Origin of the sequence: Chryseobacterium sp. BGARF1 (assembly GCF_001677955.1) — a bacterium.
GTDB lineage: Bacteria > Bacteroidota > Bacteroidia > Flavobacteriales > Weeksellaceae > Chryseobacterium.
Genome location: NZ_LELA01000041.1, coordinates 1 through 23,823, shown reverse-complemented (window position 1 = coordinate 23,823; position 23,823 = coordinate 1). Strand labels below are relative to the sequence as shown.

The window sequence follows — 23,823 nt, the reverse complement described above, 5'->3', positions numbered from 1 at the left end:
ATGAATTTCAATACAAAAGTTATACACGGTGGGCAACACCACGAATCTGCAACTGGTTCTGTAAATGTTCCGGTTTTTTTAACGTCTACTTTCGCACAAAAATCTCCGGGAGTACATTCAGGATACGAATATTCAAGAGCGGCAAACCCTACAAGACAGGCTTTGGAAGACTCTTTGGCAAGCATCGAGAACGGAGCGAGAGGTTTAGCTTTCGGTTCTGGTTTGGCTGCCATCGACTGTGTTTTAAAATTATTAAATCCAGGCGATGAGGTTGTTGCCGTAGACGATTTATACGGTGGAACCTACAGAATGTTCACCAGGCTTTTCGAAAAATATCAATTGAAATTTACCTTCGTGAATTTTGATGATGCTTCAAAAATCGCAGATGTAATTACTGATAAAACTAAATTGATCTGGGTTGAAACCCCAACAAACCCATTGATGAAATTGGTAGATATCAAAGCGGTTGTAGAAATTGCAAAAGGAAAAGACATTCTAGTTGCTGTTGACAACACTTTTGCGACACCTTATCTTCAAAGACCAATCGATTTGGGAGCTGATATTGTGATGCATTCTGCTACAAAATATTTAGGAGGTCACTCTGATGTAATTGCAGGAGCTTTAATTGCAAAAGATGTTGAATTAGGAGAAAAACTTCATTTCATTCAATTTGCGAGTGGCGGAATTTTAGGACCTCACGATTCTTATTTAGTGTTGAGAGGTATCAAAACTTTGGCTTTAAGAGTTCAGAGACATTCTGAAAACGGAATGGCGGTAGCAAAATATCTAGAATCTCATCCTGCAGTTGCGCAAGTAATTTACCCAGGATTAGAATCTCACCCACAATATGAATTGGCAAAAGCTCAGATGAAAGATTTTGGAGGAATGGTTTCTTTCACTTTCAAATCAGGGAAAAAAGAAGATGCTATTAAATTCTTAGAAAAAGTAAGAGTTTTCACATTGGCAGAATCGCTTGGTGGAGTAGAATCTTTGGCAAATCATCCTGCTTTGATGACCCACGCTTCCATTCCTGCTGAAAAACGTGCTGAATTAGGAATTACCGATGATTTAGTTCGTTTAAGCGTCGGAATCGAAGATGCAGAAGATTTGATTGCAGATTTAGAGAAAGCTTTTTCTTAAATTTCTTACTACAAAAGTTGCAAAAGCTTTTTTTTAGCTTAAATTTTTGAAAATAAAAGGTCACAAAATGTATGAATTTGGTGTTGAATAAATATTGTATTCTGCTTTTTGAGCTTTTGAAAGTAATTAATTAAAACACTAAAAAAACGTTTGTGACTTTTGTGGTTACATAAAAAATATAATAAGAAAGATTCATATTTGAAAATAATCAATGTAGGCTTAAACGTGTTTTTAAGTTATGATCATTAATAAATTTCACATGAAAAATACAAGAAAAGCTACGGTTCAGGATTTACCTCAATTAGCAGAATTATTTGACCAATACAGAGTTTTCTATCATAAAGAATCTGATATTCCTGCTGCAGAAAATTTTTTAAAACAAAGAATAGAAAATAAAGATTCTGAAATATTTGTTGCTGAAAGTGAAAGGGAACTAGTTGGTTTTGTTCAATTATATCCATTATTTTCTTCAACAAGAATGAAGCGTTATTGGTTGTTGAATGATTTGTATGTCAATGAAAATTATAGAGGAAAAGGTTTTTCTAAAGAATTGATCGAAGAAGCTAAACAATTAGCAAAATCTACCGATGCTTCCGGAATTTTACTTGAGACCGGAAAATCCAACGACATCGGAAATCAATTGTACCCAAGTTGCGGATTTGAAATTTACGATGAAGTAAATTTCTATGAATGGACAAATAAAGATTTATAAATGATTATTGATAAATCATAAATGATACTTGCAGTTCTGAAATTATCATTAATCATTTAACACTTATCGCTTATATTATTAATCATTACCAATTACTTATTACTCATATTAAAATGACTGATTTTCAAAAATATATTCAACGATATTTAGATTTAATTCCATCTGAAAACTGGCTGGAAGAATTTATATCTGTAGGCGAGAAAACCGTTTCTTTGTTTTCATTTTTAACTGAAGAGCAATCGAAATTTGCTTATGCAGAAGGAAAATGGACATTGAAAGAAGTGCTTCTTCATCTATCAGATACGGAAAGGGTTTTTCAATACAGAACTTTGGCGATTGCAAGAGGTGAAGAAAAGAATTTACCCGGTTTTGATGAAGAATTATATGCTCAAAACTCTTTTGCGAACGAAAGAAGCTTAAATTCTTTGTTAGAGGAATATCAATTGGGGAGACAATCTTCTCAGATCTTATTGGAAACAATGAACCCATCGGTTTTAAATAACATGGGAACAGCGAACGGTAATCAAATCTCTGCAGAAACAATCGGGAAATTGATTATCGGACATAATATTCATCATTTGAATGTGATTGAGGAAAGATATTTGCCGAAGTTGTAAATATTTAAAAGAGAATAATATTTCTTTATCAAAGAACTTAATTAATATCAATAGAAACGGGTTTTAGCCCGTTTTATGTTTTAAATTCCTATATTGGCTTTAGCCAATATCTAAAAATTTTATAATTTTGTTAAAAATAACACAAATATCTTTTATCAAAATTTATGTTCATATTGTCTTTTCTACTCTAAACAGAATTCCACTTTTAAACTCGACAGAATTACGAGTGAAAGTTTGGAAACATATAAAAGAAAACGCATCTAGCAAAGGAATTTATTTAGATATGATTAATGGTTATTCAGACCATTGTCATTGTTTAATTTCTTTAGGTTCAAATCAAAATATTGAAAAAATAAATCAACTTATAAAAGGAGAATCTTCTTTTTGGATTAATAAAAATCAATTGACTAAAGACAAATTTGCTTGGCAGGATGAATATTTTGCAGTTTCCGTGTCAGAATCTATGATTGAATCAGTTCGAAATTATATTAAAAATCAAGAGATACATCATATGAAAAAATCGTTTGCAGACGAATATCAAGAATTTATCGAGAAATATAATTTTAAATAGGCTTTGGCTAAAGCCGAATGAATGCTTAATTTTGAAGACGGACTAAAGTTCGTCCCTATTGAATATGGAAAACATCATACAAATTTTAAAATCCGGCGGAACAATTTTATATCCAACAGACACCATCTGGGGAATTGGTTGTGACGCAACAAATATTGACGCTATCAACAAAATTTTCGACATCAAGAAGCGTGAGAAAAACAAATCGATGATCATTTTGGTGGAGTCTGAAAAGAGATTGCAGGATTTGGTCGACGTTCCGGAAATGGCGTGGGAAATTATCGATTTGAGCGAAAAACCAGTGACTATCGTTTACGAAAATCCAAAAGGTTTGCCGAAAGAATTATTGGCAGAAGACGGAAGTATCGGAATTCGTTTGGTGAAAAATGATTTCTGTAAAAAACTCATTACAAAATTAAATAAACCATTGGTTTCAACTTCAGCTAATTTTAGTGGAGATAAAAGTCCGTTGAAATTTTCTGATATTTCTCCTGAAATTATTGACTTAGTAGATTATGCAGTGGAAGAAAACAGAGAAGTGGTTTCAAAATATTCAGGATCTTCAGTCATTAAAATCTGGAGTGACAACAGAATAAAAGTTTTAAGAGAGTGATTTAATTCCCACAGATATCATAGATTTCCACAGGTTTAAATTTTGAATTATATTGAAAGTCTTTGATTTTCAAATTGATGTGTTCTAAAATATGCTAAAACATTTAAACTGAAAAATTTGTGACTAATGTGTTAAAGTTATCCTGCAAATCATACAGGTTTTCAAAAATCTTTGAATTTAATTTAAAGCATCAAAATCGAATACTTTAAATTGGCTCATGAAATCTTTTGTGACTTTCGGGGTTAAACCAATCCTTTTTTCAGTAAATCCTTATCTTTGCAAAATCATTTAACCATTAATAAGTCAGAAATTTAATTTTTAAACTTAAAATCTGGTCTCTTAGTGGTTTTACATTAGATATAAGTGAACAATTATAAAGCATATAGTTGTAAGTCTAATATCTAACATCTAATATCTAACATCTATTAAAAAAATGTTCATCAACCTCAATCAAAATAAAAATCTAAAACTTTTCAAAATTATTTCTGAAGTGGCAGCGGCAAACAATCAGTCGGTGTACATCGTGGGTGGTTTTGTGCGTGATCTTTTAATGAAAAGAAAAGCATCTACCGATATTGATTTTGTGACCGAACAAAGTGGAATTGAGCTTGCCCAAAATGTGGGGAAAGAAATTGATCCTAAAATGAAAGTTTCAGTTTTTAAAACCTACGGAACGGCGATGATCAGATACAAAGACCTTGAATTGGAGTTTGTAGGAGCAAGAAAGGAAAGTTATACTGAAGATAGCCGTAAACCCGATGTAGAAGGTGGAACAATAGAAGACGATCAAAAAAGAAGAGATTTTACCATCAATGCAATGGCGATCTCTTTGAATAAAGATAATTTTGGAGAATTAATAGATCCTTTTGATGGGATTGGTGATCTAGAAAAAGAAATTCTGAGAACGCCATTAGAACCAGCTCAAACGTATTCCGATGATCCTTTGAGAATGATGAGAGCAGTGCGTTTTGCATCGACTTTAAATTTTACAATTGAAGAAAATTCTTTAAATGCAATTAAACAAGAAGTAGAAAGAATCAAGATCGTTTCTATGGAAAGAATCATGGTTGAGTTTAATAAAATCATGTTGTCAAAAAAGCCTTCTGTTGGTTTGAAATTGATGGAAGAAACGGGCTTAATGAAGCTTATTATTCCTGAGTTAATTGACCTGAAAGGCGTAGAAGAAGTAGAAGGACAAACCCATAAAGATAATTTTTACCATACTTTGGAAGTGGTAGACAATATTTCTGAAAATACCGAAAATTTATGGCTTCGCTGGGCAGCTTTGCTTCACGACATCGGAAAAGCACCGACAAAAAAATTCGTCGAAGGAACAGGCTGGACTTTTCATGGGCATGAGTTTTTAGGTTCAAAAATGGTAAAAACACTTTTTCAAAAGCTGAAATTACCGTTGAATGCTGATATGAAATACGTTCAGAAGATGGTGAAGCTGTCGTCACGCCCGATTGCTTTGATTACCGATGATGCATCTGATTCTGCACTGAGAAGGCTTTTATTCGATGCCGGAGAAAATATAGAAGAATTGTTCACACTTTGTAAAGCTGATATCACGACAAAAAATTCGAGAAAGCAAGAGAGGTTTAAAAAGAACTTTCAATACGTTGCGGTAAAGATAAAAGAAGTTGAGGAAAAAGACCAAGTAAGGAATTTTCAACCTCCAATCTCGGGAGAAGAAATTATGGAAATGTTTAACCTTAAACCTGGCCGTGAAATTGGGATTTTAAAGGAAAAAGTAAAAGAAGCAATTTTGGAAGGCGAGATTGGAAATGATCATGAAGAGGCGAAAAACTTTGTGATTGCAGAAGCTGAGAAACTTGGATTAACTTTAGCTTAAAACTTAATATTATAAAACAAAAAAATGCGGTCTCAAAAGAAACCGCATTTTTTATTTTTGAAAAATAAGAGATTAATAGTTTTTATAAACCGATGTAGCTCCTATTCCTGCTGTGAATTTGGTAATTGGTGTTCCGGCAGTAGTGTAAACTGTAATTTCGCTAGCTGCAGTGAATTTTTTTACATCAGAAACAAAGATTCTTCCGTCTATAACGCTAAATCCGTAAACAGCAAAGTTTGGATCGGTCTCAGCAGTACTGAAAAGTGGACTTGGAACTGTAGTAGCATTCACATCCATAGAGTAGATTTTGTTCAAAGAGCTGAAATAATATCTTCCGCCATCAATCTGTAAGTTTCTACCATTTCCAATACCAGTAAGGGTGGTTGTTTTTGTTATCGCTCCTGCAGGTGAAATTTGGTAGATGTAAGAGTCTGTAGCAGTTCCTGCAATGATGTAAACATTTCCGCTCGATGAGATTGTTTTGGTAATATTTCCGTTTGGAACCGGGATTGCAGCCCCATCAATCGTGTTGGTTGTTGTGTTGATTTTTGTAAAAGTATTTCCAAATCCGTAAGAAGCATTTTGTACGAAAATTGTTCCTCCAGCTTCTACCACGTTCTCAACAGTACTTGTTGAAGCAAAATCAATTTTCTTTACAAAAGAGTTGTCTGATAATTTATAAACATTTACATATTTCCCTCCTCCATATTGGTCGTTTGAAACGTAAAGATTTCCGTTTGCAATCGCCATATAACGAGGCTTGCTTAGCTGAGCTGTGATTTCTCCTGTTTTTTTGAATGTTACACGGTCTACAACAGTGATTTTATTAGAGTTATTCAACAAAAGATAAGCTTTATCTCCATTCAAAACCATTGTTTGAAGAACGTCTCCTAAATTTTCGTTATTATTTTTTGCTTTGTAGATGTCATTTTGCATTAAGCTTAAATCTTTTGTAAGAAAAGTAACGTCTGCATTCGGAGTTTGGAATTTACCTTCATTGGTAATGAAAAGTCCGTTTTGATAGGTTATTTCCGGGATAACTTCTTCGTAATCTGATGTACACGAAATCGAAAATAAAAGAACGAATCCAAAAATAAACTGTAAGAGTCTGTTTAATTTCATAATATTATTGATTTAAAAATTTATTGTTGCGTTAATACTGTAATTTCTTTTAGGTAAAGGATAATATTCCACTGTTTCATAAACAGTATCTGTAATATTGTTAACCTTAAATCCTAAAGTATATTTTTTAAAAATTGTGGCAGAAATTCCGGCATTCATTACAAAATACGGGTAGATTGCATATTTTTTACTCTCATCGGAAGTGGTATACGTTAATCCGTTAAACATTCCTTGTGCAAAGAAATTCAAAAACTTGTACTGATAATCTACATTCGACGTAAACTTATGCAACGGAACGTACATCAGTTGTTTTTGGTTTTCTAAATCAACAGATTTTGTGTAAGCATATCCGGCAATGAATTTTACAGCATGATTTTCATTAAAGCTTTTTTGGTAACTAAGCTGAGATTCCAAACCATAAGACTCTACTTTTTCTACATTAGAAGCTGCCCAATATCCAAATGCTGTCGGAACCCAACGAATCATATTATCAATTTTAATATAATAAGGAGTTATGCTCAGCTTAAATCCACTCAAACTAAATTCCTGATTTAAATCTGCCTGAACTGAAGTTTCTGATTTCAAATTAACATTTCCTCCAAGTTCCCAATACAGATCATTAAATGAAGGGAATCTGAAGTTTTTTGACAAATTTAAATTAACCTGATACCAATTATTGGCTTTCCATTTTCCTGAAAAAGAGTAGAGGAGAGGAGAACTAATGTCTTCTATAAAATTCTGCTTGATTCCGGCTTCAAAACGAAGATTTGGCGTTGCGAAATACCTTAATAAACCTGCAACTGAACCTACATTTCTACTGACATCTTTGAGTTCTGAAGTTCCTAAACCTTCTCCCTGATTTTGTTGAAACTCTCCGATGATGTTGATATTAAGTTTAGGAATAATGAAGTAATTGAAATCATTTTTAAAAATGTAGTTCTTACTAATTCCACCACTCGTAAAAGGAGCATTATAAATTCCGAAATACTTGAAATTATCTTCTGTGTAGGCTGCTTTTAAACTGTTGGATAGCTTAGAATGATCAATGTCCCAAGAAACTAAACTTCTAAAAGTCTGTGCTTGATAGCTGGTTTTATCCACATTTTCCGCAAGAATTCTATAGTTCTGAGTCGCATCATAAAACTGACTTTGCCAAGAAATCGTCTGGTTTTTTGCAATTTTATATGCTGTACCTATATTAAAGGTTGTATTGTGAAATTTTCCGTTTCTATTGATGTAATTTTTTTCCGGAACTTCGTAATTATTTTCACTAATTGAATAATTTCCTGAAGCCTTAAAACTAAATTTATCGTTACTGTAAGCTGCTTTCAAAAAATTATTATAAGTTCCGAAAGAAGCAACTTCAGAATTAAATAATCCTTTAAAACCTTGGTTAAAACTTAAATCATTATTTAAATGGATACTTCCTCCAATCGCACCGCTTCCGTAAATGACACTTCCGCCACCAGATTTTATTTCCATTTGGTCATATCCGAAAAGTGCAATATTATTAATATCACCCTGTCCCAAAAACGGAGAATTGATATTGATACCATTCCATACAAAAGCAGTCTGTTGTGCTGTTGTTCCTCTAAATGAAGGTGAAGAAACCGCACCACGACCGTTTTCTTTAATGTAAACAGGCGATTGAAATCTCAGGACCTCAGAAAGATTCGAAGAGTTTTTTTGAATATCTGCAGGAGATAATGTCGTCAAAGAATGAAAAAGTTTTACTTTTTTCATTTGACTGTCGAATACAAAAACAGTGTCAATGTTTTTTTCCTGACCATAATAAATTGTCAGACAAGAAGACACAGAAAGTAGGGTAAATGCTCTTTTTAAAATCATATCATATCTGCCTTTCCTCCGAAAGCAATTCTATTATTAATATTAAAATTCCGGCAGGTCTCCTGACTTTCGCTTTGCCACACCTTCCCGTTTTGGCAGTGGTTTTTGTAACAATTTTTGAATGCGATTTACAGTTGCGGGGACAGCTTGGGAGTTTCACCCAATTCCCTCTTAGTTCCAATCTATTGGAAACCAAAATTTTTTGCAAATATAGTTTTTTTGAAAAGAAAGATTAAATTTTATTAAAGCTAAGATAAAACCGTTATAATTGATTTAAATTAAAAGATTTTCACTGTAAAAGAAATAAAAGATTTTTAGACTTTATTATTTCCAAAAGTTAAGAAAATAACAGTTTCACATTCTTTATATTTCCTTTTAACTCATTTCTTTATGGCAAAAAAAACACAGATTATATTTTTAATAATCTGTGTTGATTTGTGTAATCCGTGGGAGGTTTCTACAAAAATGTTCCATCAAAATAAAAAGGAAGCAAATCTTTTATAGAACCTACTTTAATCACTTCATCATTAAGATTAGAAAAATAGAGTTCGATATTTTTGTTTTGCTTGGTCTCGTATTCTATAATACTTTGTCGGCAAGCTCCACACGGAGGAATTGGAGGGTTTTTCTCTGAAAACTCTTTTGGTCCGCCTACAATAAATATTTTTTTAACTATTTGGTCAGGAAAATTCGCGCCGATCCAGAACAAAGCGGTTCGTTCTGCACAAAGCCCGGAAGGAAAGGCTGCATTTTCCTGATTGTTTCCTGAGAAAACTTCACCATTCTCCAGCAAAACTGCACAACCTACAAAAAAATTAGAGTAGGGTGCGTAAGCGTTTTCTCTCGCCTGAATTGCCTGTTCAAAAAGACGGTTTTCAATCTCTGAAAGTTCGTTCCTGCCTTTGAAATGTTCGTAACTGATTTTTATATCTTTTTTCATTTTCTTTCTTCGTAAAAAAGGGGCATAAAAGTAAAGCTTTTTAGCGACGTGGACAATATGCTATAATCAGGCTAAATTTTGTATTTTTAGTTCTTAAAAAAATAATTCAATGTTATATTCTCCAATAAAATTCAGAAATGTAGAGCTTAAGAACCGTTGGGTAATGTCTCCAATGTGTATGTATTCCTCAGAAAATGGGGTTGCCAATGATTTTCATTTTGTGCATTACGGAAGCCGTGCTCAAGGCGGAACCGGACTTCTCATTGTAGAAGCAAGCGGTGTAGAGCCGAAAGGTCGAATTACCAATCATTGCATGGGAATCTGGAATGACGAGCAAGCAAATGCACTTCAGAAAATTGTAGAATTCGTCCATAAAAATTCTGAAAGCAAAATAGGAATTCAGATCGCTCATGCGGGAAGAAAGGGTTCTACCTGGGAAAATAAACAGATCTCTTTGGAAGAAGGTTGGGAAACACTTGCACCAAGTGCGATTCCGTATCATCCGACAGAAAGAATTCCGCACGTTTTGACTATAGAAGAAATAAAAGAGCAGGTTCAAAATTTTAAAAATGCAGCAAAAAGAGCAGTAAATGCAGGTTTTGATGTTGTTGAAATTCACGCAGCTCACGGGTATTTAATTCATCAGTTTTTGTCTCCACTTTCTAATGTGAGAACCGATGAATACGGTGGAAGTTTCGAAAACAGAATTAGATTTTTACTGGAAATTGTAGATGCTGTTAATGAAGAGCTCAATGAGAATGTAGCGTTATTTGTACGAATTTCAGGAACGGAATATGCTGAAAATGGTTGGGGTATTGATGAAAGTGTAGAGTTGTCTAAAATTTTAAAAGACCATCATGTTGATTTGGTAGACGTTTCAAGTGGCGGTAATATTCCCGCCGCCAAAATTTCTGTTTTTGATGGTTACCAAGTACCGTTTTCTTCGACTGTGAAAAATCAGGCACATGTGAAAACCGGAGCAGTAGGGTTGATTACGAATACCGCACAGGCAGAAGAAATTTTACAAAACAACGAAGCTGATTTAATATTTGTAGCGAGAGAAATTTTGCGAAACCCTTATTTGGCAGTTCAGGGTTCTTTTGAAATGAAAGAAGAATCTTTTTTTCCACATCAATACCTTAGAGCGAAAATTTCTTCTTAATTTTAGGAACGAATTTAAAAGACAGCAATGCATATAGAAGATTTTATGCTTCCTTGTCCCAGCAAAAAGTTTTTGGGAATCGAGTGTTTCGGATGTGGATCTCAGCGGGCAATATTGATGGTTTTTGAGGGAAAATTTTCTGAGGCCTTTCATATGTTTCCGGCAGTTTACACCTTATTGCTTTTTTTCTGCTTTGTAGGGATCAATTTTATCGACAAAAAAAGAAATTACGGACAGATTTTAATTTTTTTAGCAATAATTAATTCACTGATCATGGTTTTTTCTTACTTTTATAAACATTTTATTATTCATTTAAACTAAACATTAAAAAAACAAATTATGAATCAACAAAAATTACCTAATGCTACGGCAGTACTTGTTTTAGGAATTGTTTCTATCGTCGGGTGCTGTTGTTACGGTGTTTTAGGGCTAATTGCTGGAATTATCGGACTTGTACTTTACAAAAAAGACAATGCTCTTTATCAAAGTAATCCAACTTTATATTCTGATTACAATAACCTTAATACAGGAAGAATTCTTTGTATTATTGGTTTGATACTTAGTGCACTTTATCTTGTTTTAAATATTGGGATGATTGCTACTTTCGGATGGGATGCACTTTCAGATCAAGAATTGATGCAGGAACGTATCAGAGAATTAATGGGACAATAATAAGTCTTAATTAAGAATAGAGAAGGCTGCAATTTTTTTTTGCAGCCTTTCTTGTTTAATTTAATTATTTTTAGACCTAAAATGTTTGATTGATGGAAAATTACACCGAGAAAAAATTGACAATTGATTTAAAGAAAGCAAATATTTATTCATTGAAAATATTGCTTTATTCGTGCGTTGTTTTTCTAATTCCTTATATTTTTCTTTGGCAATATCAATTCAGTTTCGAGCATTTGAGTTCAACTTTTAAGAGGCTTATAGAAAAATATACTTTTTTAAGTGGATTTATCCCCTTGTTTTTTATCGTTTTGGGAATTGTTTTGCATGAGTTTATTCATGGACTTACTTTTTTACCTTTTTGTAAAAACGGTTTTAAATCAATAAAGTTTGGTTTTCTGAAGCAATATCTTACCCCTTACTGTCATTGCAAAGAGGCTTTGAAATTAAAATATTATAGAATTGGAGTTCTAATGCCGGCAATTATTCTGGGTTTTCTTCCTTCAGTTTGGGCAATCGTTACCGGAAATTTTTATCTGTTGTGCTTCGGGATTTTCTTTATCATGGGAGCTGCAGGAGATTTTATGATTTTAATGATTTTAAAAAATGAAAACCCTGAAGATTTGGTTTTAGACCATCCAAGCGAAGCCGGTTGCTTTGTTTATACAGCAAAATAATAATCTTATTAAACCCAATTCAGTTTAAACTTAAGCTTCGCTCAATTTCTTTAAGTTTGATTTTTTCTTCAGAAAATAAGCCAGTCCTAATCCGATGAAAACCATTGCTGCACTGAACGGGAAAATAAACTGCATTCCGAAAAAATCGGCAACACTCCCGATTATCGGACCTGCAACACCTAAAGAAATATCAATAAAAAGTCCGTAACCTGCCAAAGCAGAACCTTGACTTGATGGTGAAACGCTTTTGATCGCCATCACCCCTAAAGCCGGAAATATTAAAGAAAATCCTAATCCTGTAACACCAGCTCCCACCAATGCCATTTGAGCGTTGGTTGCAAATGCGATAATTAAAAGACCGATAGTTTCTACAAAAAGACAGGCAATCGCAACTTTTATTCCGCCGTAATTATTGATAACATTGCTGAAAATCAATCTTCCGGCAACAAATAGTCCTCCGAAAATACTTAAACACAAAGCACCATTATTCCAATGAAAATAATTGTAATATAACGTGATAAATGTAGAAATGCTTGCGAAACCGATTCCACCTAAAGCTAAACAAACTCCAAAAGGAGCCACTTTTCCCAGGACTTTCCAAAACGACTGATTTTCTTGTGGATTCGTGTTGGTCTTGTTTTCCTTCGTTTTAGCATAGAAAAAACCAATGATTCCCAATACGATAGACAGAATTCCAATGCCATAAAGACCAAATTTCTGTTCAATTACAATTCCTAAAGAAGCTCCGATTGCCAAAGCTCCATAACAGGCAACACCATTGTAAGAGATAATTTTTGCTGTATGTTTTTCGCCTAAAGCCATAATTGCCCAGTTAATTGGGCTTGCACCAACCATACCTTCGGCACAACCCGTTAAAAGTCTGGTAATAACCAAAAATGCAAGGCTTAGTATTGGTGAAAATTTAAAATAGTAAGCAAGAATAAGAAAAATTCCGGTTAATGAAAAACCAATCATGCTAAATAAAACGGCTGGTTTCGGACCTTTTCCATCAATGACTTTTCCCGAGTATGCTCTCAAGAAAAAAGTTGAAATATATTGTAAACTAATTACGATTCCCGCAACTAAAAGACTGTATCCTAAACTTTTGCTGATGAATATCGGCAGAACGGAAAGTGAAAGACCTATAATAAAATATCCTATAAAAGTAAAAGATACATAAGAAATAAGTTGAGCATTGATATTTTTGGGTGGATTTATTGAACTGTCCATGGGATGAAAAAAATTAAGCTGCAAAGATACAGCGATATTATTTTTCACATTTGGTCTCAAAGGTTAAAAAAAAGATAAGATTTGTCATACTGTAAAAACATCAGAACTTTTATGTGGATTTTCATTTCATATAATTTCAATTATCTTTGTTCCTCTTAAAATTCATTGGTCATGGAAAACTCAAAATACCCAAAATATATATTTGACTGGATGGGAGGTCTCATCCTTTTTGCAGGTTATATTTTTGGCAGTATGTTTGTCGGGGTTGTTGGTATTGCAGGAAAATTTATGTTTAAATTAGATTTTATGCAGAAGCCTTGGTTTATGATGCTTGCCAATGCAGTGGTTTTCTGTATGATGATTGCAGCGTTTGATTTTTTAATGGTACGTCAAAAAATAGGGAAAAAATTAAATTTCAACTTTTCGCCAACTAATTTTTATACCTATTTATTAATTTTCCCAATGATGCTTGGAATGATGTTTGTCGGAGAATTTATCACGTCACAAATACCTACTACCGGACCTTTTTTTGGAGATTTTTATGAATTTTTTGAAAATCTGATGGCAGGTCTTACCGATGACCCTGTAGTGATGGTTATTACAGCAGTGATTATGGCACCGATTTTTGAAGAAATTATTTTCCGCGGAATTATCCAGAAAGGAATGATTAATAACGGAGTGAAACCTTGGAAAGCGATACTTTTGGCAAGTATTCTTTTTGGTGTGATACACGGAAATCCGTGGCAGTTTGTCGGTGCAACTTTGTTGGGAACGGTCTTAGGATTGGTGTATTATAAAACAAAATCACTGCTTTTACCAATGCTTTTGCATGGTTTTAATAATCTTTGCTCAGCAATCTTGATATTTTATACTCAAAAAGAAAGTTTTGCAGAAGCTTTTGAATTGCAAGAATGGATGATTCTGGCAATCGGAATTGTATTGTTCTCTGTGTTTTTCTATCTATTCACATTTAGAAATAAAGTACGTTATTCTGAAATTTAAATTCAATTTAAAAATACAAATTATACAAATGTTCTCGCAAATTATACAACGATTTTTGTGTGTCTGAGAATAATATTTGTGCATTTTGTGTTTAAATAAACATATAAAAAATAAAAATGGAAATATTAGTTGCTACACACAACCTCCATAAAAAAGAAGAAATTCAGCAAATCTTAGGAAACAGTTTTGTTGTAAAAAGTCTTAGCGATTACGACCTTCATGACGAAATTGTGGAAGACGGAGATTCTTTCAACGCCAATGCTTTGATTAAAGCGAAATATTGCTTCGAAAAAACAGGTATTCCAAGTTTGGGAGACGACAGTGGTTTAGTCGTAGAATCTTTAGACGGAAGACCCGGAATTTTTTCCGCAAGATATGCCGGAGATCATGATTTTGCTAAAAACATTGAAAAAGTTTTAAGCGAAATGGAAAATGTTGAAAACAGAAAAGCTTATTTCATCACGGTATTATGTTATTATGATGCAAACGGTGCGCAGTATTTTGATGGAAGAGTGCACGGAAATTTATTGACAGAAAATAAAGGACATCAAGGTTTTGGTTACGATCCTATTTTTGTGCCTGAAGGATACAAAATTACTTTTGCAGAAATGGATCCTGAAGATAAAAATAAAATAAGTCACAGAAAACAGGCATTAGATATGTTTCTTGATTTTTTGAAAGATTAGGTTAAGGTTAAGGTTGCAAAAGTTTTGTAGGTTAAAACTTAATTTGTTTCTTATTTTAAATTTAGTTTAAAGTTTAGGCACAACCTCAGTCTTAACCCCAACTTCAACCTTTTGTTGTACATTTGTTTTAATAAACTATTGATTTGAGTACTTATTTAACGATATTAGGCTTTAATTCGGCGATACCTACGATTAATACTTCACCTACAGCTCAGCTTCTGGAAATGGAGGAGAGATGTTTTCTAATTGATTGTGGTGAAGGAACGCAGGTACAACTGAGAAAAGCAAAGGCAAGATTTTCAAAAATCAATCATATTTTTATATCGCATCTTCATGGCGATCATTGTTTTGGTCTGCCTGGTTTAATAGCTTCTTTTCGACTTTTGGGAAGAGAAACTCCACTGCATGTTTACGGTCCGAAAGGAATAAAAAAAATGCTGGAAACGATTTTTAGCATTACCGAAACACATCGAGGTTTTGAGTTGGTATATCATGAACTGGGCAAAGATTATTCAGAAAAGATTTATGAAGATAATAGGGTAGAAGTATTTACTATTCCTTTGGATCATAGGATTTACTGTAACGGATATCTTTTTAAAGAAAAGCCAAAAGAGCGACATATCAATATGGAAGAGGTCTCAAAATATTCTGAAATTGAGACTTGTGATTATCATAATTTGAAAGCAGGAAAAGATTTTGTTTTGAGTGACGGATATGTTCTTAAAAATGAAATTCTTACAACCACTCCGGCTCCGTCTGTTTCTTATGCATTTTGTAGCGATACAAGATATTTAGAATCTGTAATCCCAATTATCAAAAATGTAACGGTTCTGTATCATGAGTCTACATTTTTGCACGATTTGAAAGAAATGGCAGATTATACAGGGCATGCAACAGCTTTGGAAGCAGCAACGATAGCTAAAAAAGCAGAAGTGGGAAAATTAATTTTAGGACATTTTTCTAATCGATATGGTGATTTGACGGTATTTACAGATGAAGCGCGAACTGTTTTTCCAAATTCTTATCTTCCAAAGGCTTTGGAGTGCGTGAAAATTTAAAAGAGTGATGAATTTTTCAGAATTAAAAGAATTTCTTGATGAGAAAGCGGATATTTACAATAATCTTGAATTTATTCAGGATGATCCGATTCAGATTCCGCATCGCTTTTCGTTGAAGCAGGATGTTGAGATTGCCGGATTTTTGGCTTCAACGATTTCCTGGGGAAACAGAAAATCGATTATTAAATCAGCTGAAAAAATATTGGATATCATGGGGAATTCTCCTTATGATTTTGTGATGAATTATTCTGAAAAAGATTTAGATAAGATTAAAGACAAAAGCATTCACAGAACTTTTAATGGCGAAGATTTTGCCTATTTTATTAAACAGTTTAATGAAATTTATAAGGAACATGAAAGTCTTGAAAATCTGTTTTTAATTTATAAGAATGAAAATAATTTTTATCATTCTATAGAAAGATTCAGACAAAAATTTTTAGGTGTTGAAAAACATAGAACGCATAAACATGTAAGTTCACCGTACAAAAATTCATCTTCAAAAAGGATTATTATGTTTTTGAGATGGATGATTCGGGAAGATAATCGTGGTGTAGATTTTGGAATCTGGGAGAATATTGACCAGAAATTTTTATCAATTCCTTTAGATGTACACACTGGGAATATATCTAGAAAACTGGGATTGATTTCAAGAACGCAGAATGACTGGAAAACTGTTGAAGAATTAGACCTGGTCATCAGAAAATTTGACGGAAACGATCCTGCAAAATACGATTTTGCTTTATTTGGACTGGGCGTAACGAAAGAATTATTTTAAACAAAAAATAATGAAAACATCATACGAAAAAATAGAATTTCTTGAAAAAATGGCGGATGGAATCACCTCGTGGATTGGTTCTATTCCTTCTCTCATTATTCATACATTACTTTTTATAACCTCATTTTTATTACCAGTATTTGGTATTGTAGATGTAGACAAAATGTTGCTTGTTTTAACAACGGTTTTGTCATTAGAAGCCATTTATCTTTCCATTCTTATTCAGATGTCAGTTAATAAAAGTCACGAAAAAATTGAAGATATTCAGGAGGATATTGAAGATATTCAGGAAGATATCGAGGAAATTAGCGAAGATATTGAAGAGATGAGTGAAGACTTAGAAGAAATTAGTGAAGATATTGAAGATATTCAGGAAGATATTGAAGAAATTAATGAAGATGAAGATGATGAAGATCATAATGAAAGAGCGAAAAAAGTAATTCTTAAAAACAATGTCAATACGAATAAAAATGAAATCAGGTTTTTAAAAGATAAAATCGCTGAGCTTCAACATAAAATTGATGAATTGAAAAAAGATTGATTTTAGAAAAAACATTCTAATAAAATATAAAGAAGAAGACTGATCCTCGTGATTGGTCTTTTTTGCTTTAAGATTAGAATTAAATTAAAATTTCATTAGAATTTAAGTAAATTAATATATTGTTGCTAATAATAAGAGTTATTGTGTGTTTTAAATCGAATAAATTTGGTATTTTTGGGCAAACAATTACAAAATGTTAAATTATAGACTAAAAAATTACCTTTTTCTTTTCGCAGTATTGTTTATATCGGTGTCTACTTCTGCCCAAAAAAGGCAACCACCGAAAAACATAGTCGATGAAACCAATAAAAAAGCAGGAGTATTTATTGATGTAAATGCTGCAGGATATGCGCCATCTGCTTACACTATAGAGCAACTTGTTAAGAATGTTTTGATTAGTGGAGGTACTACTTGTTCGGTACCTAATGTATCTAATGTAACGGTTACTCCCACTCAATCAGAGACTAATAATAATAGGTTTTGGGGATACTTTCACAAGGGGACTACAAACTTTCCTTTTACTGATGGTATCGTTTTAACGACAGGATATGCAAGACAGGCGGGTAATGTAGCATCAGCCCAAAATGCTACCATTACAGGAGCAGGAATAGATGATGCGGATCTTTTAGCTGCAGTACCTAATCCTAGTACTGATCCTAGCGATCATTATAGAGATAATGTAATGCTGGAATTTGATTTTGTACCGAATTCTAATCAGGTGAAATTCAACTATCTTTTCGCATCAGAAGAATATACAAGTACTTATCCTTGTGAATTTGCAGATGTATTTGCATTATTAATTAAACCTGTTTCAGGTGGCCCTTATGTAAATGTTGCAATATTACCTGGTGGAGCTGGCCCTGTGAATATGATTAATATACATCCTGCTAATCAGTCAAATGGAACACCTTTAACATGCGGCCCTTCTAATGAAATTTATTTTGGGGGTTACAATTCAGCTTCTAATATAGTAACCAATTTTGAAGGAAGAACAGTGCCATTAACTGCTATTGCAACTGTTGTTCCTGGGCAGGCTTATCATTTTAAAATGGTTTTGGCTGATTTTAGAGATAATATTTTTGATTCTGCAGTATTTCTTGAAGGAGGATCTTTTGATATAGGAATTAAGCTTGTTGATGGAACTGGAGCTACATTGCCTGCAAGTTTGAATGTGTGCGATAATGCACCTCAGACTTTGGTCGCTCAGCTTTCTGGGATTACAGGAGCAACTTATCAATGGTATAAAGATGGTGTATTAATACCGGGAGCAACAAATGCCACTTACATTGCTACATCACCGGGAGTTTATACGGTAGTTGTTACGATTCCTGGAAATACTTGTCCAGTTGAAGCAAAAATAACGATTGTAGGAGGTACAACTCCGACAGCACAAAATGCAATTTTAAAACTTTGTACAACTCCCACTGTTAGTAATTTTAATTTAAATGATGCTAAACCACAGATTAGTACAACAGCGAGTGCGGTATTTCGTTTCTACACAGATCAAGCAGATGCTCAGGCTCAAAATGCTAACTTTATTCCTAATGCAAATTTAGCTTCATATAATGGAACTGATGGTCAAGTCTTGCATGTTGTTGTTTCAAACGGAGCTTTCTGTAGTAAACTAGTTACTTTAACATTGCGTAAAGAAGCGACTCCGGTTGCTGAACTTGTCACTACAAAATTGAAAATTTGTGTAGGAGAATCTATTACTTTAACTGCTTCAGGAGGAGTTACCTATCAATGGAGTAATTCTACAATAACTACTGCAGTGCAAACACTTTCACCAACGCAAACTACAACTTATACAGTATATGCGATTGGTGCTCAGGGATGTAAATCGTTACAGCCTGCAATGGTTAAAGTAGAAGTTGTACCTGCTATCACATCTAATCTTTCAGGCGGATTTATTTGCGCAGGAGATAGAATTACTTTAGATGCAGGGGCAGGGCCCAATTATTCATATATTTGGAGTAATGGTGCTACTACACAAACTGTTGTAGCTGAAACCCCAGGGATTTATTTTGTGGATATTAGCAATGGAGTTTGTTCTAAAAGATATACAACCGAAGTAAAACTGGCGATTGTTCCGGAAATCATCAATGTAGATTACAGCCCGAGTGGTACTTTGGTTGTTACTGCTTCTAATCTGAGTAATGGTATACTTGAATATTCTGCAGATGGCGGAGTAACTTGGCAAGGTTCTAATGTATTTAATAATATTCCGAACAATAAAATAATCTCTATTAGAGTTCGAGTGAAAAAAACCAGTTGTGTTGGAACTTTAGAGTATTTTACTTTTATCATGCAGAATGTAATTACTCCAAATGGAGATAATGTAAATGATATGATTGATTTCAGAGGCGTGAGTGATTATAATAAATTCCAAGCAGCTATTTCAGACCGATATGGTAAGGTAGTATTTAAAGCAGAAAAAACAAGACCTTTCTGGGATGGTTATTTCCAGGGTAAAAAACTGCCGACTGCTTCTTACTGGTATCAGGTAACATTCGAAGATCCTGCAAGCAAGCAGCTTACTTTAAAAACAGGCTGGATTTTACTTAAGAATTTTGAATAATATTCAATCCAAATATTTTAAAAAGACCGATTTTGTCGGTCTTTTTTTGTTTTAGTAACGAATGAAACTGAAAACCTGAACTTTATGGAATTGTGTTAAAACTAATGTAAATGAATTTTGGTTAAATTTTAATCAAAAAAAATAGTATTTTTGTTAAAAATAGTTTAAAATGTTAAATGGTAGATTACAATATTTGCTTCTTGTTTTGATGCTTCTTGGTAATTTTACTTTTTCTCAACAGAGAAAAATAAGTAAGAATACCAACAAGCCATCAAATCTCACGATGAAAGCAGGAGCATTTATTGATGTCAATACAGCAAGTTACCCAGAATCTTCTTTCAATATTACACAATTGGTAAAAGATGTACTTATTTCCGGAGGTTCTGCTTGTTCTACGGCAAATGTTTCTAATGTAGTAGTTTCTCCCAATCTCTCAGCAGGTGATCAAACAAGAAGTTGGGGCTTTTTCAATAAAGGAACTACCAATTTCCCTTTTGCAAAAGGTATTGTACTGACTACAGGACAAGCTAGAAAAGCAGGGAATTCTTTTATACAAGGCGAATTAAGTGATGCACTTCCAACACAAGGCGACATTGATTTAGCAAATGCATTAGGAATTTCTAATAGTGTGTTAAAAGATGCCAGTTATATAGAGTTTGACTTTATTCCGACAGCACCTGAAATTAAATTTAATTATCTATTTGCATCCGAAGAATATTTTGATAATTATCCTTGTGATTTTACAGATGGTTTTGCATTATTATTAAAGCCTAATACAGCTGGCTCCACTTATACAAACTTAGCTATTCTACCAGGTGGCGCAGGTCCTGTGAGTGTTAAAAACATTCGTCCTGCAACAAGATTCAATGGTCTTCCATTGGCTTGTGGAGCTTTGAACGCTCCATATTTTGGAGGCTATAATACATCCAGTATAGAAACTAATTTTAGTGGGAGAACTATTCCATTGACAGCACAAGCGACAGTAGTTCCAGGGCAGTCTTATCATTTTAAAATGGTTTTAGCAGATAATCAGGATTCTCAATTTGATTCAGGAGTCTTTTTAGAAGCAGGCTCTTTTGATATCGGGGTACAGATTTTAGGACCGGGAGGGGTACAGCTTCCTGCATCCATTAATGTTTGTGATAATGCACCGCAGACTTTTACAGCTTCTACGCAGGTTCCTGGAGCAACCTATGTTTGGTATTTTAATACTGGAGTTATTCTTGGTGCAACCAGTGCTTCTTACACTGCTACACAACCAGGAGTTTATAAAGTTGAGGTGACTCTTCCTGGGAATTCATGTCCAGGGTCTGCTACTATAACAATTGTTGGAGGAACGTCTCCCACAGTGCAAAACGCAACATTAACGAGTTGTTATGGCCCAGGTAATGTCAATTTTAATTTAACATCAGCTGAAGCAAGCATCAGTACGACTCCGGGAGTTAGTTTTTCATACTATGTTAATCAGGCAGATGCAAATGCAGGAAATACAAGTACAATTGGAACTCCTACCACATTTTCAAGTGCCGGAGGTCAGACCATTTATGTATTGGTGAAAAATGGTTTCTGTTCTAAAGTGGCGCAGCTACAATTGGTAAAAGCTCCACAGATTACGGCAACTATTGCAACACCAACAGCTTTAACCTGTACCAACCCCCAAGTAACGCTTAATGCTTCGGCATCGGTTTATCCGGCAGGGTCTACATTTGCATGGACAACTACAGGAGGTAATATCGTATCTGGTGGAAATACCCTAAATCCCATTGTTAATACAGCAGGAACGTATACTTTAACCATTTCAAATACATATCAACCGGGAACTGTTGTTTGTACGGGAACGGCTAATGTAACAGTTTCGGGAAATAGTACACCGCCAACGACAACACTTACGGCAAGTAAAATTTTGATTTGTGCAGGTGAAACGGTAACACTTACCGCAGCAGGAGGTACAACTTATACTTGGACGGGGCTTACCGGAACAGGAAATACACAAACAGTTACTCCTGCTACAACCACTACTTATACGGTTATTGCACAAGGAGCAAACGGATGTACTTCTGCAGCACCTGCAACAATAACGATTGAGGTTTCACAGCCAATCACTGTACAGAATGCAACACTACTGAAATGTTATCAGCAAGGAAATATTATTTATGATTTAACGTCTGCACAATCACAAATGACTACAGTGGGAACAGCAACTTTTGCTTATTATGTACTTCAGGCAGATGCCAACGCAGGAAATGGAAATACAATTGCTGCTCCTACAACATTCCCAAGTGCGGGTAACCAAACGATTTATGTATTAGTTAAAAATGGAGGATGTAGCTATGTGGTAACTTTACAGTTGCTAACTACAGCGGTTACCAATCTAACAATTGCAGCTCCGCAAACCATTACTTGTGCACTTCCTCAAATCACACTTATTGCTGCTGCATCTACGGTTCCGGTAGGATCAACGATTTTGTGGACAACCGCAGGAGGAAACATTGTTTCAGGAGCTAATACTTTAAGCCCTGTAGTTAATGCAGGAGGAGCTTATACATTAACAGTAACAAATGTTACTCAACCAGGAAATTTAACATGTACTTTTACGGCAACAGTAAATGTAATTGAAGATAAAGTTTTACCGGTAGTCACCCTAACTTCTACGTTTGCACAAATATGTCCGGGTGAATCTGTAACACTTACTGCTGCAGGTGGAGTAACTTATACTTGGGCAACTTTAACGGGTACAGGCAATACGCAGGTTGTTTCACCAGCAACTACAACAGTATATTCTGTTACTGCTACAGGAGCAAATGGATGTGTATCTGCAGCTCCGGCAACAATTACAATCATTGTAGGCCCACCAATAGCTTTTATAGCAGCTTCTAAAGGAAAAATCTGTGCAGGTGAGTCTGTGACATTAACAGCAAGCGGGGGATTCACTTATAACTGGACAGGTCTTACCGGAAACGGAAATACACAAATCGTAACTCCGACAGTGACTACAACATACGAAGTTTTTGCATTAGGAGGCAATGGTTGTGTATCAAGTACACCTGCAAAAATTACCATTGAGGTCGTTCCGGCCATTGTTTCTACATTAGCAGATATTAATGTTTGTGCAGGAGATCCTGCCACATTGGATGCGGGTGCTGGGCCAAACTACACTTATCTTTGGAGTACCGGTGCAACTACACAAACAATCACGACGAATGTTCCGGGATCTTATTCTGTGGAAATAAGCAATGGTACATGTTCTAGATTGTTTACCGCACAGATTATTAACCCTAATCTTCCACAGTTTACCAATGTAGTTTACGATAAAGAAATGCTTACCATTTCGGCTTCAAATCCTGCTGGTGGAGTTTTAGAATATTCTATTGATGGAGGTGTAAATTGGCAAACTTCAAATATATTTTATAATGTATTGAAAAATACCAATTATAATTTAGTAGTAAGAATACAAGGTGCAAAATGTAGTACAACATTACAGTTTTTCACTTTTGTTTTAAATAATGCCATTACTCCGAATAATGATGGGTCGAATGACTATATTGATTTTAACGGAATTATAGACTATAAGAATTTTGCCGCTTCAATATTTGATAGATATGGCGCCGAATTATTTAAAGCAGACAAATCAAATACCAGATGGAATGGTTCTTTAAAGGGTATTAATTTACCAACAGGAACGTATTGGTACCGCGTACAATGGGAAAACCCGGCAAGTAAAAAACTGGAGTTAAAATCCGGATGGATTCTTCTGAAAAATAGAGATTAATTTTTTTAAGATATAAACAAAGCCTTTCTTATTCGGAAAGGCTTTGTTGTTTATAAAATGGTAGTGTTTTGAAACAATTAAGTAAAGTATGTGAAGCTGATGAAATTTTATATTTTTTTTAAGCTTTGCGAAGCAAATTTATTTGCCTTTGCCTTCTAAAAATGTAAAGTTTAAATATAATCTTTGCGCCAAAAAGCTTTGATGTTTAATGATTTTAAAACTCTTTTCATCATTTCCGATTTCAAATTGAGGTTAATC

The 23,823-nt window shown here is 34.1% G+C and carries 21 protein-coding genes and 1 riboswitch; of the genes, 17 read left to right on the top strand and 4 right to left on the bottom strand.

The window, feature by feature from the left end:
• The 6 genes from AB671_RS07175 (at position 1) to AB671_RS07150 (ending at position 5,508) form a co-directional block, all read left to right on the top strand.
• Positions 1 to 1,140 (top strand): cystathionine gamma-synthase, encoded by a 1,140-nt coding sequence (locus AB671_RS07175; RefSeq protein ID WP_066676256.1) that lies wholly within the window; start codon positions 1 to 3, stop codon positions 1,138 to 1,140.
• A gap of 259 nt (positions 1,141 to 1,399) precedes the next feature.
• The gene (locus AB671_RS07170; protein ID WP_066676354.1) at positions 1,400 to 1,852 is read left to right on the top strand and encodes a GNAT family N-acetyltransferase; all 453 of its coding nucleotides are present in this window, start codon (positions 1,400 to 1,402) and stop codon (positions 1,850 to 1,852) included.
• A 113-nt stretch (positions 1,853 to 1,965) separates the two neighbouring features.
• Positions 1,966 to 2,469: a DinB family protein gene (locus AB671_RS07165; protein ID WP_066676258.1), complete on the top strand. Its 504-nt coding sequence runs from the start codon at positions 1,966 to 1,968 to the stop codon at positions 2,467 to 2,469.
• A gap of 127 nt (positions 2,470 to 2,596) precedes the next feature.
• Positions 2,597 to 3,040: an IS200/IS605 family transposase gene (gene tnpA, locus AB671_RS07160; RefSeq protein WP_317040111.1), complete on the top strand. Its 444-nt coding sequence runs from the start codon at positions 2,597 to 2,599 to the stop codon at positions 3,038 to 3,040.
• A gap of 64 nt (positions 3,041 to 3,104) precedes the next feature.
• Positions 3,105 to 3,653, top strand: coding sequence for an L-threonylcarbamoyladenylate synthase (locus AB671_RS07155; RefSeq protein ID WP_066676260.1), 549 nt, complete (start codon positions 3,105 to 3,107; stop codon positions 3,651 to 3,653).
• 433 nt (positions 3,654 to 4,086) lie between these two features.
• Positions 4,087 to 5,508 carry a CCA tRNA nucleotidyltransferase gene (locus AB671_RS07150; RefSeq protein WP_066676262.1) on the top strand — a complete coding sequence of 474 codons (1,422 nt, stop codon included), beginning with the start codon at positions 4,087 to 4,089 and terminating at the stop codon, positions 5,506 to 5,508.
• 72 nt (positions 5,509 to 5,580) lie between these two features.
• Here AB671_RS07150 and AB671_RS07145 read toward each other — a convergent pair whose 3' ends face one another.
• The 3 genes from AB671_RS07145 to AB671_RS07135 all read right to left on the bottom strand — a co-directional run bounded on the left by AB671_RS07145 (position 5,581) and on the right by AB671_RS07135 (position 9,418).
• On the bottom strand, positions 5,581 to 6,630 hold the full coding sequence (locus tag AB671_RS07145) for a DUF5074 domain-containing protein (RefSeq protein WP_066676265.1): 1,050 nt from the start codon (positions 6,628 to 6,630) through the stop codon (positions 5,581 to 5,583).
• Positions 6,631 to 6,642: 12 nt separating this feature from the next.
• Positions 6,643 to 8,478, bottom strand: coding sequence for a TonB-dependent receptor plug domain-containing protein (locus tag AB671_RS07140; RefSeq protein WP_066676267.1), 1,836 nt, complete (start codon positions 8,476 to 8,478; stop codon positions 6,643 to 6,645).
• A gap of 34 nt (positions 8,479 to 8,512) precedes the next feature.
• Positions 8,513 to 8,690, bottom strand: a riboswitch (cobalamin riboswitch).
• A gap of 245 nt (positions 8,691 to 8,935) precedes the next feature.
• Positions 8,936 to 9,418 (bottom strand): cytidine deaminase, encoded by a 483-nt coding sequence (locus AB671_RS07135; protein WP_066676269.1) that lies wholly within the window; start codon positions 9,416 to 9,418, stop codon positions 8,936 to 8,938.
• A 109-nt stretch (positions 9,419 to 9,527) separates the two neighbouring features.
• Between AB671_RS07135 and namA the strand changes: the two genes are divergently transcribed.
• The 4 genes from namA (at position 9,528) to AB671_RS07115 (ending at position 11,926) form a co-directional block, all read left to right on the top strand.
• Complete coding sequence (namA, locus tag AB671_RS07130; RefSeq protein WP_066676271.1) at positions 9,528 to 10,580, top strand: NADPH dehydrogenase NamA; 1,053 nt, start codon at positions 9,528 to 9,530, stop codon at positions 10,578 to 10,580.
• A 27-nt stretch (positions 10,581 to 10,607) separates the two neighbouring features.
• Complete coding sequence (locus AB671_RS07125) at positions 10,608 to 10,901, top strand: DUF2752 domain-containing protein (protein ID WP_066676273.1); 294 nt, start codon at positions 10,608 to 10,610, stop codon at positions 10,899 to 10,901.
• Positions 10,902 to 10,919: 18 nt separating this feature from the next.
• Positions 10,920 to 11,252, top strand: a complete 333-nt coding sequence (locus AB671_RS07120) for a CCC motif membrane protein (RefSeq protein ID WP_066676275.1) — start codon at positions 10,920 to 10,922, stop codon at positions 11,250 to 11,252.
• Between the two features lie 92 nt (positions 11,253 to 11,344).
• Positions 11,345 to 11,926 (top strand): DUF3267 domain-containing protein, encoded by a 582-nt coding sequence (locus tag AB671_RS07115; protein ID WP_066676277.1) that lies wholly within the window; start codon positions 11,345 to 11,347, stop codon positions 11,924 to 11,926.
• Between the two features lie 30 nt (positions 11,927 to 11,956).
• On the opposite strand, the gene AB671_RS07110 is transcribed toward AB671_RS07115, so the two are convergent.
• On the bottom strand, positions 11,957 to 13,156 hold the full coding sequence (locus AB671_RS07110) for an MFS transporter (protein ID WP_066676280.1): 1,200 nt from the start codon (positions 13,154 to 13,156) through the stop codon (positions 11,957 to 11,959).
• Positions 13,157 to 13,327: 171 nt separating this feature from the next.
• On the opposite strand from AB671_RS07110, the gene AB671_RS07105 reads away from it, so the two are divergent.
• From AB671_RS07105 to AB671_RS07075, 7 genes are all read left to right on the top strand, one after another.
• A complete protein-coding gene (locus AB671_RS07105) occupies positions 13,328 to 14,158 on the top strand; it encodes a CPBP family intramembrane glutamic endopeptidase (RefSeq protein WP_066676281.1) in 831 nt (276 codons plus the stop codon).
• Between the two features lie 110 nt (positions 14,159 to 14,268).
• The gene (rdgB, locus tag AB671_RS07100) at positions 14,269 to 14,844 is read left to right on the top strand and encodes an RdgB/HAM1 family non-canonical purine NTP pyrophosphatase (RefSeq protein ID WP_066676284.1); all 576 of its coding nucleotides are present in this window, start codon (positions 14,269 to 14,271) and stop codon (positions 14,842 to 14,844) included.
• A gap of 143 nt (positions 14,845 to 14,987) precedes the next feature.
• On the top strand, positions 14,988 to 15,902 hold the full coding sequence (locus AB671_RS07095; protein WP_066676286.1) for a ribonuclease Z: 915 nt from the start codon (positions 14,988 to 14,990) through the stop codon (positions 15,900 to 15,902).
• Between the two features lie 7 nt (positions 15,903 to 15,909).
• Positions 15,910 to 16,677 (top strand): TIGR02757 family protein, encoded by a 768-nt coding sequence (locus AB671_RS07090; protein WP_066676288.1) that lies wholly within the window; start codon positions 15,910 to 15,912, stop codon positions 16,675 to 16,677.
• Between the two features lie 10 nt (positions 16,678 to 16,687).
• Entirely contained in the window at positions 16,688 to 17,218 is a 531-nt protein-coding gene (locus tag AB671_RS07085) for a DUF1003 domain-containing protein (protein ID WP_066676290.1), read from the top strand.
• Positions 17,219 to 17,411: 193 nt separating this feature from the next.
• On the top strand, positions 17,412 to 19,796 hold the full coding sequence (locus AB671_RS07080; protein WP_066676291.1) for a choice-of-anchor L domain-containing protein: 2,385 nt from the start codon (positions 17,412 to 17,414) through the stop codon (positions 19,794 to 19,796).
• 169 nt (positions 19,797 to 19,965) lie between these two features.
• Complete coding sequence (locus AB671_RS07075) at positions 19,966 to 23,565, top strand: choice-of-anchor L domain-containing protein (protein ID WP_066676293.1); 3,600 nt, start codon at positions 19,966 to 19,968, stop codon at positions 23,563 to 23,565.
• The last annotated feature ends 258 nt before the right edge of the window (positions 23,566 to 23,823 follow it).

Coding starts and splice junctions, on each gene's coding strand:
- AB671_RS07110 (WP_066676280.1), bottom strand. CDS start 13,156: ATGGACAGTTCAATAAATCCACCCAAAAATATCAATGCTCAACTTATT.
- AB671_RS07175 (WP_066676256.1), top strand. CDS start 1: ATGAATTTCAATACAAAAGTTATACACGGTGGGCAACACCACGAATCT.
- AB671_RS07105 (WP_066676281.1), top strand. CDS start 13,328: ATGGAAAACTCAAAATACCCAAAATATATATTTGACTGGATGGGAGGT.
- AB671_RS07135 (WP_066676269.1), bottom strand. CDS start 9,418: ATGAAAAAAGATATAAAAATCAGTTACGAACATTTCAAAGGCAGGAAC.
- AB671_RS07145 (WP_066676265.1), bottom strand. CDS start 6,630: ATGAAATTAAACAGACTCTTACAGTTTATTTTTGGATTCGTTCTTTTA.
- AB671_RS07170 (WP_066676354.1), top strand. CDS start 1,400: ATGAAAAATACAAGAAAAGCTACGGTTCAGGATTTACCTCAATTAGCA.
- AB671_RS07085 (WP_066676290.1), top strand. CDS start 16,688: ATGAAAACATCATACGAAAAAATAGAATTTCTTGAAAAAATGGCGGAT.
- AB671_RS07090 (WP_066676288.1), top strand. CDS start 15,910: ATGAATTTTTCAGAATTAAAAGAATTTCTTGATGAGAAAGCGGATATT.
- AB671_RS07125 (WP_066676273.1), top strand. CDS start 10,608: ATGCATATAGAAGATTTTATGCTTCCTTGTCCCAGCAAAAAGTTTTTG.
- AB671_RS07150 (WP_066676262.1), top strand. CDS start 4,087: ATGTTCATCAACCTCAATCAAAATAAAAATCTAAAACTTTTCAAAATT.
- namA (WP_066676271.1), top strand. CDS start 9,528: ATGTTATATTCTCCAATAAAATTCAGAAATGTAGAGCTTAAGAACCGT.
- AB671_RS07075 (WP_066676293.1), top strand. CDS start 19,966: ATGTTAAATGGTAGATTACAATATTTGCTTCTTGTTTTGATGCTTCTT.
- AB671_RS07080 (WP_066676291.1), top strand. CDS start 17,412: ATGTTAAATTATAGACTAAAAAATTACCTTTTTCTTTTCGCAGTATTG.
- AB671_RS07120 (WP_066676275.1), top strand. CDS start 10,920: ATGAATCAACAAAAATTACCTAATGCTACGGCAGTACTTGTTTTAGGA.
- AB671_RS07140 (WP_066676267.1), bottom strand. CDS start 8,478: ATGATTTTAAAAAGAGCATTTACCCTACTTTCTGTGTCTTCTTGTCTG.
- AB671_RS07155 (WP_066676260.1), top strand. CDS start 3,105: ATGGAAAACATCATACAAATTTTAAAATCCGGCGGAACAATTTTATAT.
- AB671_RS07115 (WP_066676277.1), top strand. CDS start 11,345: ATGGAAAATTACACCGAGAAAAAATTGACAATTGATTTAAAGAAAGCA.
- AB671_RS07165 (WP_066676258.1), top strand. CDS start 1,966: ATGACTGATTTTCAAAAATATATTCAACGATATTTAGATTTAATTCCA.